This is a genomic window from Pseudoalteromonas caenipelagi, from assembly GCF_013140855.1.
GTDB classification, from domain to species: Bacteria; Pseudomonadota; Gammaproteobacteria; order Enterobacterales; family Alteromonadaceae; genus Pseudoalteromonas; species Pseudoalteromonas caenipelagi.
This window is the reverse complement of record NZ_JABBPG010000003.1, coordinates 498,803-514,165: the sequence shown is the minus strand read 5'-3', so window position 1 is coordinate 514,165 and position 15,363 is coordinate 498,803. Positions and strand designations below refer to the sequence as shown.

Below are 15,363 nucleotides of genomic sequence, written 5' to 3'. Positions count from 1 at the left end.
AGACTAAAAAAGAGTAAATAACATGAAAGGTCAATTTAGTAACTGGCAACAAGTACTCGAACATCAAGCGCAAACAAATTCCAATCAAATTGCATTATCTATATATCAAGGTAGCGACAGCCAAGCCCTAACCTATTCGCAACTAGCACAACGTGTTAAAGCATTGGCTTACACATTGTCACAGCACAACAAATTTGGCGATAGAGTGATGATCCTTATGCCAAATGGTATTGACTATGTGGTGGCATTTTTTGCCTGTATCTACGCCGGGGTAATTGCTGTGCCTATTTATCCTGCTCGTCGTAAAGCACGTGATTGGCGCAGGCTCAATAGCATAGTCCAAGACTGCCAACCAAATACGCTTGTGTGCTTAAGTCAAGACAGCGAAGCAACTGAAGAATGGTGTAAAGCGCACGATTTAAAAATCAATACCGTGTTTGCTGATCAGTTAAATATCAATGATGCAACACGTTGGCAAGCTGCCAACATCGATAGTCATGATATTGCTTATTTACAATACAGTTCGGGGTCAACCGGACAACCAAAAGGCGTGATGCTGTCTCACCACAACTTGCTTTCAAATACTGGGCTAATAATTGATACATATGATATGAGCCAGTCAGACATCATGATTAATTGGCTGCCTTTGTATCACGATATGGGCTGCGTTGGCGCAACTTTGTCACCCATTAGAGCGGGTGCAACCATTTATTTCTTAGCCTCAGCCAAAGTAGCACAAAACCCGTATGTTCTTTTGCAAGCCATTACTGATCTAAAAGCGACGGTGACCGCCGCCCCTAACTTCATATTCGACTTAGCGGTTGAAAAAGTGACGGCTGTACAAAAATCTACGCTTGAGCTTTCCTCATTGCGCGTGTTCGTCAATGGTGCTGAGCCAATTAATGCACACACGCTTGATAGCTTTTATGATTATTTTCATGATGTAGGCCTTGCTAAAACTGCTATTAAGCCCAGTTATGGCATGGCAGAAGCATGCTTATTGGTGAGCGCCACACCCATTAATAAGCCATATAAACTGCTGAGTGTTGATAGCCAAGCGTTTAGCGTAGACAAAATCAAAATCGACTCACTTAACACAAAGTCCATTGCAAGTTCAGGGCAACTAATAGAGCAGCTCCCTCTGTGCATCGTCGACCCAAACACCCGCGAGCCACTTCCAGACGGGCAAATTGGCGAAATTATGTATAAAGGTGAAAGTGTTACTCGAGGGTATTGGCAAAAACCAGATCTCAATGAACAAACATTTAACTTAAACATTGCTGGCGAGCCAGGCTTTATGGCAACGGGTGATCTGGGTTTTGTTGAGCAACAACAACTTTATGTTACTGGCCGCAAAAAAGAAATGCTGATTTTACATGGCTGTAATTATTACCCTCAAGACATTGAGCATTCATTAACGTCTCTGAATAAGCAGCTCACCGTACATGGAGGTGCCATCTTCGAAGTTGCGCACGACAATAATACTAAAGAGTTAGTATTGGTACAGGAGCTTACCAGAGAGTCGATGAAGCTTGACGATTATGAGCCCTTATTTAAACAGATCAGAGCCCTCATAGCCCAAGAGCACGAATTAAGGGTTACGGCAATTGTGCTGATCAAGCCAGCAGCACTGAGTAAAACCAGCTCAGGAAAAATTCAACGATTAGCGTGTAAGCAAGCCTACATAAACAATGAGCTGGAAGCCGTCGCCACATGGCAACAAGCGCCTATTAGCAACACCACTGTTGCACCATTACAAGCATTTGCCCCCCCCCATATCACCAGCTGGATGATGCAGTGGATAAGTAACCGATTGGGTCAAGCAATAACGAGTCTTTCCCCTTCACAACACCTCATGGAAATTGGGCTTGACTCCATTGATGCGATGTCTTTGGTACATGAGTTATCTAGGCAATTAGGCTTGAGCGTCAGAGTAGACATTGTATTGAGCTACCCAAGTATCGAACAACTATCGATTTATTTGGCTGCGCAATATGCACAAAAAAATCAAGCCTCAGCCAATGAAGCGCCAACAGAAGGAGTGCTTTAAATGGCGAAGACATTACTGCAAGAATGTTGGAAAAAAGGCATAAAGCTATCTGAAGTCAATGGCAACTTAAGCTTTAAAGCTGAAGAAGGTGTCATGACACCACAACTTATCGAGCGCTTAAAAGCAAACAAACCACAATTACTATCGCTATTGAAAGCGCAGCCTGATTATTATGATGCCCGTGCGTTGAGCGCCAACGAACGTGCATTGTGGTTTTTATATCGTATGCGCCCGCACAGTGTTGCCTACAATATGGCATATACTATTGAGTTAAAAGAACTTTATACAACAGAGCAGGTCAACACTGCATTTGCAAAATTATGTGATATCCACCCAGTTTTAGCGTTGAATTATGGCGAGCGTGAGGGTGAACCTGTGCAATGGCTCACTGATTTTAAGCCCGCACAAGCACAATTTTACGAGTTTAAGAACATCAGCAAAACACAGCTACATTGCTGGCTTGAACAACAGGCTGATACATTACTTGCGCCAGATCAGCACAAAACTTGCCATATTGCCTTGGCACACAATCATGTCTTAGCAACAAACAGTAAAACACAATGCTTTCTTAGCATAACAATCCATCATATTGCCGCTGATTTTATTTCGTTTGATATTATCCGTAGAGATTTTATTCGCTTACTCGGCGGTAAAAAGACAGCTCAAAGGGTCTATCCTAATCATTCTTATCAGAAGTGGAGTGAACGCCAAGCCAATGCCCTCAATCAAGCAGATAAGCAGTTTTGGTTAGACTCACTCACATCTATCACAGCGTTAAATTTACCAACAGATTTTGCCCACCAAGCAAACATGGACTCTGCTGGTAAAGAGCTGCACAACAACATGTCACAGGCGTTTACTAGCCAGCTCAAAACATTTTGCCGCAATCACAACATTACGCCTTATATTTGGTGGCTAGCTGCTTTTGAGTGGTTTATGGCACGCTTGTCGGGGCAAACACAGTTTGTTATCGGCACGCCTAGTGCCGGTCGCTTAGCGCCAGAAGACGCGGAAATTGTTGGCTATACAGTTAACCCATTAGCACTAAACTGCCAAATAGACCCTTCAGAGCGCTTTTCACAATTTCTTGCCCGCGTTAAACAGCAAAGTACAGACGCACTAAAGCATCAGGAATATCCATTTGCAAAACTAGTTGACCAATTAACCATCGATCGAGACTCGCAGCGCAGTCCCGTGTTTCAACACATGTTCACCCTCAACAGCGCGCCTGACGATCTCTGGGTTAACGAGCAAATCAAGCAACAACTAATGGCTGAACAGCGCGGTGCAGCCCATGAGCTTAATCTTGTGGTTGTCGATCATAGTGAAACATTCACATGCAAATGGCGTTTCAACAACAGCCTGTATAAACAGCAAACAGTTGAAACCTTCCAAGCTATGTTCACCTTTTGGGTTGAACAATTGCTACGTGATGCAACCACTCCCTACCGTGAGCTATTAAGTTGTCCGCCGTCGCTTGAGGCAAAATTAAGCGCAGCAAAAAGTAACGCCTGTAGTCACAGCGCTTGGCAAGCTTTTGCTACTCAAGTTGAGATGCATCCTCAACATACTGCCCTGCGCGAGCAAGAAAAAGAATATAGCTACGCACAGCTGAATGAATTGGTTAAGCGTGCCTGTATACAACTGACAAATCACGGTTTTGGCCAAGGCGACAGACTGGGTATTACCCTCCAAAGAAGTTGTACGCAAGTTATCGCTATGTTGGCTAGTTGGCAATTAGGTGGATCATTTTTGGTGCTAGACATTGATTGGCCCAAAGCGCGCATTGATTATATTGTGCAAGATGCCAACCTTAAACTCCTCGTTGGCAATGAGCTGTACGCTGAGCTCGGCACACAGGTTAACTTTTTAAGTGGCGAGCAATTAACAAGTATTGCGACAAGCCAGAATAAGCCCCTGACTCTAGAGCAGATCAGTGTTCAAGATGAAGCCTATTTGATCTACACCTCAGGCTCAACAGGACAGCCTAAGGCGGTTCAGCTAACACACGGTAATTTAGTTCATTATGTGGATGCGCTAGCTCAAACAATACCGTTAAGCCAAACAGCCAGCATGACCAGCTTATCCAAACACAGCGCCGATTTAGGTTATACCGCTTTATTTGGCGCATTACTAACAGGCCGCGAGTATCGCGTATTAAATGAACAACTAGCGCTTGATAGCCAAGCGCTTTTAGCTGAGCTAAAACGCCATCCTGTAGATTGTTTAAAAATTGTGCCTTCACACTTTTACGGTTTACTCCAAGCTGAAGCCGATGTGGCGTTGCTACCGTTACATACACTGATATTTGGCGGAGAGGCACTTACGAGCCAAGTTATCGAGGCAGTTAAGCGTTATGCACCTCAAGTTGCGATATACAATCACTACGGTCCGACTGAAGCAACCATTGGCGCACTTGTACATAAAGTCTGTGATCCCAGTGCAAACACCATTCAACCTATCGGTGTGCCGCTGCCAAACTATGACATTAAAGTCATCGATGCGTGTGGTCAAATTCAAGCACAAGGGCTGCCAGGAGAATTACATATTGGTGGTCCAGCACTGGCCAGTGGTTATTTAAATCAGCGCCAACTGACTGCTGAAAAGTTTTATGAGCAACAAGGCCTTCGATGGTACCGCAGCGGTGATAACGTTGTAATAAAAAACGGTCTCGTTTACTTTCTTGGTCGTAACGATGAGCAAATTAAAATACGCGGTTATCGGGTAGAATTAGGCGAAGTAGAAGCCGTGCTTAAACAATATTGCGCTCAAGCAGTCGTTATTGCCGACCAAAATGATGACAGTCAAACTCAGCTGCTGGCGTACGTGGCCGCTGATGAACAACAACTCAATGAATTAAAAACAACACTATCTCAACGACTACCCAGTTACATGGTGCCAACCCAGTGGCATAGCGTCGAGCAACTACCGCGACTTGCAAATGGTAAAATTGACCGCAAATCACTGGCCCAAGACGCAGCGCAACGCAGCACAAAAACGGCGCTTACAGCGCATCAACCAGCAACGGCATTGTCCGCTGAGCACTTATTGATTGAAACGCAGTTGCTCGAAATATGGCAGTCTTTGCTAAATAGCCCTCATATTAGCGTCGAGGACGATTTTTTCAGTGTTGGCGGTGACTCAATATTGGGCTTACAAGTCATCGCTCAAGCGCGCAAAAAAGACATTAACATCAAACCACAACAGCTGTTTGAATATAAAACGATACGCAAATTAGCCGAGCATCTTGTACAAGCCAACATACCTAAAGCACAGCAAATACTGCTAGCGATTGTACGGGAGCTATTAAATAACCAAAATATTCAAGCTCATGATGACTTTTTTGCAGTCGGTGGAGATTCAATTTTGAGCCTACAGCTGGTTGCCAAAGCCAGAAAAGAAGGCATTCAATTACTGCCTAAAGATATATTTACACATAAAACTATCGCCCAACTCATCGCTCATTTACCGCTTGTTAATCAGCCTGCCACAGTGCAAACTAACGAAAAGACGCCGCTCAGCGAGCAGCCATTTCCTTTAACACCAATACAGCATTGGTTTTTTGAACAACCGCTTACAAACCCGCACTATTGGAACCAGTCAGTGGTGCTAAATATTCATAGCGACCTAGACTTTGCAGCGTTGCAACAGGCATGTGCACAAGTGCTGAAAACACACGCAGCACTGCGTATGTCTTTTAACAACCAAGATGGCACATGGCAGCAACAGTACAACCCGTATCAACAGACTTGGCTCAGTAACGTTGTTCAGCAGACCGAGCAAGCAGCTTGTGAAGATACGTTTAAAACTTATCAAAGCCAATTTAATTTGTCCGACGCGCCTTTAGTACGCTTTGTACACTTTAAAGCTGATAATGTTTTGCTATGTACCGCGCACCACCTGGTTGTGGATGCCGTATCTTGGCAGGTGATCATCGATGATTTACAGACCAGCTATAGTGCTGCCAGTCAAGGAAAGCCGAGCGCATTGCCTGACGTTCATTGCGAATTCGCACAGTGGCAACGCTACCTTAGCGAGCTTGCAAACGACTCAGCTATTCAAGCACAGCAAGCTTACTGGCAATCTCAACTAACACCCTCACCGATATTTGATGAGCCAGTAGACAATCTATATCAAGACGCCCAAACAATGGTTACGTCGTTAGATAGCACGATGACAGCGCAACTGCTGAACAACGCAAATTTTGCCTACAATACCAACACCCAAGAACTCTTGCTATGCGCGCTAACACGGACGCTTACCTCTCATTGGCAATTACCAGAACTAACCATAGAGCTCGAGGGTCATGGCCGAGAAGCTAACTTGTTAGCCCAACATGAAGAGCAAGATGTGTCTAGAACCGTTGCGTGGTTTACCACTCGATTTGCACAAAAGTTTAGTGTAACCAACTGCCTCGAAAGAGACATTATTGCCACTAAAGAGCAGTTACGTTTTATTCCAAATAAAGGTATTGGTTATGGTTTATTACGCTACATGCAAGCTCAAAACAGCGCGCTCGTAACAGGCTATTCAAATCTTGTATCGTTTAACTTTTTAGGCAGTCGTAACAGCGATATCAAGGCGCTCTTTAGCCTCGAAACTGGGCTCGTACCTGCAACAAGAGACCCCAAAAACCGTCGAGCCCATTTACTTGATATCAATATTTTAGTGCAAAACCAACAGCTTCATATTCATTGGAGTTACCCCAAATTCCATAGCGCATTTAGCAATATGAACAGCGTTACCCACGCGTTTCACGACAATTTAGCGGCGATTATTGCGCACTGCCTCGATAGCAACAATGGGCGAGTAACTGGCGCTGACTTTACGCTTGCCAACATAGACGATCAGGCATTTATTCGTTTACTCAACGAACTTGCGATCCCAAGCAACCGCAGCACGCAACCAACACAGCATTAAATGAGCGATATCATGACGACTATTACAACTAAGTCACTCAAGGCATTAGCCGAGAACATAGAGACAATTTACCCGCTAACCCCTGTACAGCAGGGGATGCTATTTCATACTCTGATGCACCCTAATAGCGGCATCTATTTACAGCAATACCGCTATATCATGACCATGGATAATTTAAACGTTGCTGCATTTGAAAAAGCGTGGCAAGCGGTGGTGGACCGCCACCAAGTTTTGCGAAGCGCATTTGTGCATGAGACTCAAGAGCAACCGTTACAAGTGGTATTCAAAAATGTGCGCTTACCTTTTGAGTTTCTCGATTGGCGCCACTTAAGCGCTGAACGCCAAGCAGCACAGACCGAACAGTTACTCGCACAGCAACGCAAGCAAGGGTTGAACTTTAATCAAGCACCCATGATGACGGTCACTTTGGCGCAACTTGATGATAACCGTTATCAGTTTATTCGCAGTTACCATCATATTTTGATGGATGCATGGTGCTTTTCGCTGATTATGGTGGAGTTTTTGCAGCTTTACCGTCACTTTTGCGACAACGCGCCATTAAACTTGCAAAGCGCACCTAAGTACCAAGACTACATCGCTTGGTTGAGTAAAAACAAAGATGTGCCAGCCGAGCAAGCATTTTGGCACCAGCAATTAGCTGGTTTTAGTGCGCCAACAGACTTAGGTATTATGCAAGCAAATCGCTTTGCCAGCGACGCGCACGCTACTTTGAGCAAAGACATAATTTGCCAATTAGATAAGCACACCTCTGAACAACTGCGAGCAATTGCCAGCGACTATCAAGTGACACTCAACACCTTACTGCAAGGTGCATGGGCACAAACTTTGGCCCGTTACGCACAAAGTAGCGATGTAGTTTTTGGCGTAACCGTTGCCGGACGTTCAATCAACTTACCAGACATTGAAAGCATAGTGGGCTTGTTCATCAACACCTTACCCCTTAGAGTGAATATTGATGAGCAACAAAACCTCAAACAATGGCTGCAACAATTACAACACACTAACCTAGCACTACGTGACTATGAGCAGAGCGCTTTAACTGATATTCAAAAATACAGTGAATTAGGCGACCAACCTTTGTTTAATAGTATTTTTGTCTATGAAAACGCGCCCATGGATAAAGCGCTAGACTTTAATAATCTCGAATTTGACATTGATGAGATACACAATAGGTCAGATCTAAATTACCCGCTCACAGTGACTGTTCTCCCCCACGCGTCTTTGCATTTGGAGTTAACTTATCGCTGTGCCGATTTTGAGCCGCAGGCCGTACAAGCCATGCTTGACCATTTCAAGCAACTACTGGTGAACTTGGTTGAGTTGCCAGAACCGCAAAATGCACAACTACAAGACATTGAACCTGCTCTGTTACCAAAGTTAACAGCACCATTTGAACATAGCTCCCCTGCTCAAGTTGACGCTTTGTCATTATTTGCAGCTCAGGTAAAAACACAACCCAATGCCGTCGCACTCAAGTGTGCAGATAAAATACTCAGCTATCGTGAACTTGACCTGCAAAGTACTCAACTTGCTCAGTATTTATTAGCCAACGTACAAATAACATCGGACACGTTAATTGGCGTAAGTTTTATGCCAAGTTCCGACATGATTGTTGCCATTATGGCCATTCTAAAAGCCGGCACTGGTTATGTTCCGCTCGATCCCTCTTATCCAAAAGACAGAATTGAGTACATGATAGACGACTCAGCGCTTGAGGTTATCTTGACACAGCAAGCGCTCACCTCAAATGCTGCTTTTGCCAATGTAAATAGCAAACTACTAGCCATAGATGACTCTGAATTTATTCAGCAATTAGGCACAAACAGCCAGCTTTACCCTTTACCTGATATCACATTGCAAAATCTTGCTTATGTTATGTATACGTCTGGTACTACAGGTAAACCTAAAGGTGTCATGATTGAGCATCTGCAACTTGCTAACTTCTTGCTCAATATTGAACACAGATATCAAATTACACCGCAAGATACAGTGTTACAGTTTTCTACGATTAACTTTGATATCTCAATTGAAGAAATATTTGGCTCACTGTGCTTTGGCGCGCAGCTGGTGATAAGAGATCAAGCTTGCGTCAGTGATCCCGTGCAGTTTTTCAACTTCTGTGAGCAACACAACATTTCAATTGTGAGCTTACCTACCGCATTTTGGCACCAACTTGTCAGCTACCCACATAAGGCAATTGCACAAACACTGCGCTTGGTCATAGTCGGAGGTGAAGCGTTACAGGTGGCAAAAGTAAATCATTGGTTTAAAGCGTTCTCGGGGCCAACTCTTATTAATACTTACGGCCCAACTGAAACCACCGTAACCGCGACTGGCTTTTACTTAACTGAGCAGTATTTAGACCGTGGTGAAATCCCAATTGGTCAACCAAACATCAATACCCATGTTTATATTCTTGATGCTCAACGCCGCCCAGTGCCACAAGGAGTGATTGGTGAGTTGTATGTTGGCGGACCTTCTCTTGCTAGAGGGTATCTCAATAAACCAAAGCAAACAGAGCAAGCATTTGTTACCTCCCCATTTGTGCAAAATGAGCGTCTGTACCGTACTGGCGATTTAGTACGCTTAAATCAAAACCTGCAAATAGAGTTTCATGGTCGTAAAGATGATCAGGTAAAAATCCGCGGCTATCGTGTCGAAGTGGCCGAGATTGAGACGGTGATCCAACAACAACATAACATCACTCAATGTATTGTTGTACCTTGGCAAAAACCGCAAGGTGATAAAGCTCTTGCGGCATATATCACCGCGTCGCAAAAACAAAACACCAAACAGCTACGCTCACAACTGGCGAGTCAATTGGCCGAATACATGATCCCCGCAGTTATTATTGAGCTTGATGCTCTGCCGCTAACAAGTAACGGTAAAATAGATAAAAAAGCCTTACCGAACCCAGCTGAAGTATCGCAAACTATCATGGCAGATGATCAAACCCCAGCCAATCCAACCGAGCAGTTGATCATCAACTGTTGGAAAACGGTATTGGGTGTGCAGAACATTGGCTTAGATGACAACTTTTTTGCCTTGGGTGGACACTCATTGCTGGTGATTCAAGTGCTGTCGGCATTAAAGCAACAAGGTGTAACCACCCACGCAGCGCAACTTTTTAAAACGCCGACGCCTCGCTTACTTGCCAACGTCATTACCTACAGCGAGCAAACTGCGCACGCTAGTGACAAGCCTGTTGGCGATCTAATTCCTGAGCATTGCCAAAAGATCACCCCCGATATGCTGCCATTACTTGATTTGTCACAGCAGCAAATTGACGCCATTGTAGAAAAAGTACCTGCAGGTGCTGCTGGGGTCCAAGACATTTACCCACTCGCACCACTGCAAGAAGGTATTTTATTCCATCATATGCTGTCGCCTCAAAATGACCCATATATTGTCAAGGCGCTACTGGAAGTTGAAAACATAGAAACCTTCAATCAGTTAGTTGCAGGTTTAAACTTTATGATCGAACGACATGAAGTACTGCGCTCCAGCATCATGTGGCGTCAATTAGATAAACCGGTGCAACTGGTACACCGAAAGGCACAGCTGAGTATCGAATGGGTAGATTTTGATGCAAACAACCACGATAACTTAGAAACTGTTTATCAGACATTGTTAACAAAAGAGCCAACTAACACACGTGATAATGATATTGAAATTGACTTAGAGGCATGTCCGTTAATTAAGCTTCGAGTCAGCAAAAACACCACCACAGGTAAACTTGCGGTGATGTTTATCGAGCATCATATTGTGTCTGATCATATTAGTGTTGAAATCATTCTTAACGAGATAAGTGCCTATCTATCGGGACAAGCAGCTTCTTTAGATACTGCAGTGCAATATAAAACGTTTGTTGCACGTGCTATTGAACATGATCACAGTGCTGCGCAGCGCTTCTTCAAACGATTGTTAGGGGATGTTGATTTTGCGACTTTGCCATATCAACTCAACAATACCCAAGGTAATGCAAGTGACATCAATCAGCACAGTTATAAGTTAGATCAGCCTACCAGCGCCAAGATCAGACAATTGGCGAGTCAGTTCAATGTCTCCCCTGCCAGCTTCTTCCATAGTGCATGGGCACTTGTTGTTGCCAGAGCAAGTGCACACAGTGACATTGTTTTTGGTACGGTTTTATCGGGTCGCATGCAAAGCGCAGAACAGACTAATGCTATGTTAGGTATGTTTATCAATACCTTACCCGTTAGGCTCAACCTTACACGCTTAACCGCAGAACAATTAATAACACGTACACGGGAACAACTCGAAGCGCTTATTCCCCACGAACAAAGCGCGTTAGCATTGGCACAGCGAGCAAGTCAGTTATCTGGTGAGCAGCCGCTATTTAGCGCCATATTGAACTACCGCCATTCGCATAACAATGACGAGCATGCAGGTCAGCAACCTGCATTAAACGGTGTGCGACTAGTTCATGTAGACGAGCCAAGCAATTACCCATTTACTTTGTCTGTGGATGATTTTTCAAATTCAGCGCTATTTGCACTGACGCTTGAACTGAATAAAGGTTTGTATGCGCAGCAAATTGAACAAGAGCTCAATACCGCCATCGCTGCACTGTGTCAGCAACTGATGAGCAACAGCAGCACGCCGATTCTAGAGCACTACCTACAACAGTGCCACCAGCTGCAGCAGCCAATTTGGCAACGCCCACCCGAGATGGTGTTTGTGGAACCACAAAAGCATCAGCCAAACCCCGTAGATGTTGAGTCAAATAAGTCCCTTGTTAGCGAACCAGATGTGGCATTTCAAAGTGTTCAAGAGCGATTACTAGCACAGATATGGCAACCCATTTTGGGTGTGACGCCTATCACCCGAGATAGCCACTTTTTTGAATTAGGTGGACACTCACTGTTGGTCATGCAGGTGATCACCGCATTACAAAAAGAAGGTTATCAACTTAACGCCAGTGAAGTATTTAAATCCCCCGTGTTAAAAAAGTTAGCGGTCAAACTCGAACTGACGACTGCTCACACTACTGATGAGAACGCGTTTGCAGGCAAGTCATTGGCAAAAGGGCTGACTCAGATAACGCCTGATATGCTGCCGCTTATAGCGCTTTCTCAACAAGACATTGACCATATTGTTTCACACATACCCGGTGGTGTAGCAAATATCAAAGACATCTATCCACTTGCGCCATTGCAAGAAGGGATCTTGTTCCATCATAGGTTTGACAAAGAACATGACCCTTATGTCATGCCAGCTTATTTAAAAATCAAAGGCAAAGCACGGTTTGAGCAGTTTATCACTGGAATTAATCATATTATTGAGCGTCACGATACTCTCAGAACCGCTATTTTGTGGGACCACTTGTCGCAACCTGTGCAAGTTGTCTGCCACCAAGCACAGCTGCCCGTTGAATGGTTAGCGCTTGACCCAACACAAGACTACTTGATGCAAATGAAAAATACTGATGCTCAGCAAGCTCCCAGTTTAAATTTGCAAAAGGCCCCATTACTCACAGTGACTGTGGCACATGATAAGCACAATGATGAGTTTGTTATTAGACTGCTAGATCACCATATTATCTCTGATCATGTCAGTATGGCCATCGTTCAACAAGAGTTAGAAATGCTCTTTAATGGCCAGCAACACGCCTTGCCAAAACCCGTTCAGTACAGAGGGTTTATCTCGCAATTACTACAGCGCCAAGCAACAGGCCGTGACGATACAAAAACCTTTTTTAGTAAACAGTTAAAAGGGTTTACTGAGCCTAGCACCCCATTTGCCTTGACGCTCAAACAAAGCCACAGCACCCAAGTAAATGAACTGGACTCTTTACTCGATGTATCGCTCAGCCAGCAAGTTCGTATTGCGGCAAAGAAACTAAAACTCAACCCTGCCACTTTATTTCATAGCGCTTTTGCGATGGTGATTGCCGCGTGTAGCAATAAAGAAGATGTGTTATTTGGCACTGTGATGTCGGGGCGTTTACAAGGTACTAAGGGCACTGAAAGCATGCTCGGTATGTTCATTAATACCCTGCCTTTGCGCTTAACATTAACGGATTTAACACCACTTCAATTGGTTAGGCAAACTCAGCAAAATTTAATGGCTCTCCTTCCCTACGAGCAATCTGCGTTGTCCGAAATCCAACAGCACAGTGAACTTAGCGCTGATACAGCACTGTTCACAAGCCTACTTAACTACCGACATACACGTAAAAAAGTGCGTGATGAGCAAAACAGCCTAATTGGCTTAGAGTTTATTGACCCCAAAGAGCGGACAAATTACCCATTTGCCATAGCAGTGGACGATTACGGCGATGATTTCTTACTTAACATTCAAGTACTAGAGCCGTTAAGTGCACAGCGGATAGAGCAATATATGCTCAGTGCTTTAGCGCAACTAACACACGCACTCATTGCACAGCACTCTCGACCAATTATGCATTATTCAGTGGTACCACAGAGCGAGCAAACCGCATTGCTGACACATCATGTAAAAACCGCTGATTTCGCTGATGATGCCTGTATTTATGAGTTGCTCGAACAACAGCTTGCTACAATGTCAGACCGTGCGCACGATGCGTTGATTTTTGAAGATAAGTCAATGAGCTATCAACTTTTTGACGAAAAAACCAATCAGTTAGCACGATACCTAATCGAGCAAGGTGTTGTGCAAAATGATTATGTTGCCATTGCCATGGAGCGCTCTTTTGACATGGTAATAGCAATATGGGCAATTTTAAAAGCTGGCGCTGCGTATTTACCACTTGATGTAGCCTTACCGACGTCACGCATAGACACCATTTTAACCGACAGCAGTGCAAAGTTTTTGCTAACACAGCAAAAGCTAGAAGAGCAATTTAGCCGCAGTTATTGCCCAAGCGTCGCTGTCGATGAAGCATCGTTTGGTAAAATCATCGAGACATACAGCACCACTGCACTTGTTCGTGAACAGCAACAATCTGCAAACTCAAATGCTTATGCTTTTTATACGTCAGGCTCAACCGGTAAACCAAAAGGCGTGATATGTGACCATCAGGGAGTGGTCAACCTTGTACAATGGCTTAAAAAGCAATACCCATTGCAACCATCCGACCGAGTTTTGCAAAAAACCCCTTATAATTTTGACGTGTCCGTGTGGGAATTTATTTGGCCTCTTATCTGTGGTGCCACTTTAGTTATTGCCAAACCTGAAGGTCATAAAGATGCGCGTTATCTCACCCAGATAATTGCACAGCAGCAAATTAGCCACTTGCATTTTGTTCCCTCTATGTTGAGTTTAATGCTTAGCGATGGCGATTGGCGTCGCTGCCACAGTGTGAAGCAAGTGTTTTGTATCGGCGAAGCATTAAGCTATGAATTACAACAAAACTTCTTTTCACAACCGGGCCAAAAAGCCGAACTACATAATTTGTACGGACCCACCGAAGCATCGGTTGTTGTCAGTCACTGGCAATGTCAACCTCAGTCAGAGCGCAAATTAGTCCCTATTGGTAAACCAATACAAAACACCCAACTCCTTATACTTGATAAACATCACAAATTAGCGCCTATGGGCGCTGAAGGAGAGTTGTACATTGGCGGCGTGTGTCTCGCTAAGGAATACCTCAATCGTGCGCAGCTCACCGCTGAACAATTTATTGAACACCCATTTGCGACCCAGCAAGGGGCGCGCCTATACCGCACGGGCGACCTTGTTCGCATCTTAGAGGACGGTAACTTTGACTACCTAGGTCGATTAGACGACCAAGTCAAAATACGTGGCTTACGTATCGAACTGGGGGAAATTGAATTCGTTTTAAACCGACATCCTGTCGTTAACACAGCACAAGTTGCAGTCAAAGTGAATCAGCGCAATGAACCCAACCTAGTCGCTTACCTCATGCTACAGCGTCAAAGTGACGTTAATACCGATAGTGCAGTTCTTTTTGCCCAGCTGAAAGACTATTTACGTAGCCAACTTCCAAGCTATATGGTGCCAGAACATTACGTTGTGGTTGAGCAATGGCCACTCAGTAACAATGGCAAAATAAACAAAGCACAACTACCAGAGCCTCACTTTATTAATCTCCAAAAAAGTGTGCAGGAGGCGACAACCGATGTGGAGCAGCAGCTCGCTGAAATTTGGTCACAATTACTGAATTTGCCAGTTAAACACATCGGTATTGATAGCAACTTTTTTGAGCTCGGCGGACATTCAATTTTAGCGATGAAGCTTATCAGTGCGATAGAGGCACGATTCAATTTATCGCTGTCTTTACACAGCTTATTTAGCTCCCCAACCATCCAAGCTATTGCAAATCAAATTGAAGATATTCAAGGACAACAAAGCAATGAACTGGACTTTATGGAGCAACTACTAAACGAATTTGAGGATCAAGAGTAACC

At 44.2% G+C, this 15,363-nt stretch carries 3 protein-coding genes; all 3 read left to right on the top strand.

All coding sequences use genetic code 11. The features are described from left to right. Positions 1 to 22 precede the first annotated feature (22 nt). From HG263_RS10570 to HG263_RS10560, 3 genes are read left to right on the top strand one after another with little or no spacing between them, the layout of a single operon-like run. Positions 23 to 2,050: an AMP-binding protein gene (locus HG263_RS10570; RefSeq protein ID WP_171626040.1), complete on the top strand. Its 2,028-nt coding sequence runs from the start codon at positions 23 to 25 to the stop codon at positions 2,048 to 2,050. Continuing rightward, entirely contained in the window at positions 2,051 to 6,970 is a 4,920-nt protein-coding gene (locus tag HG263_RS10565) for a non-ribosomal peptide synthetase (RefSeq protein WP_171626039.1), read from the top strand. A gap of 12 nt (positions 6,971 to 6,982) precedes the next feature. After that, the gene (locus tag HG263_RS10560) at positions 6,983 to 15,361 is read left to right on the top strand and encodes a non-ribosomal peptide synthetase (RefSeq protein WP_171626038.1); all 8,379 of its coding nucleotides are present in this window, start codon (positions 6,983 to 6,985) and stop codon (positions 15,359 to 15,361) included. The last annotated feature ends 2 nt before the right edge of the window (positions 15,362 to 15,363 follow it).

What these genes read in the sequence shown, in the direction of transcription:
- HG263_RS10560 (WP_171626038.1), top strand. Translation starts at nt 6,983, where the DNA reads ATGACGACTATTACAACTAAGTCACTCAAGGCATTAGCCGAGAACATA.
- HG263_RS10565 (WP_171626039.1), top strand. Translation starts at nt 2,051, where the DNA reads ATGGCGAAGACATTACTGCAAGAATGTTGGAAAAAAGGCATAAAGCTA.
- HG263_RS10570 (WP_171626040.1), top strand. Translation starts at nt 23, where the DNA reads ATGAAAGGTCAATTTAGTAACTGGCAACAAGTACTCGAACATCAAGCG.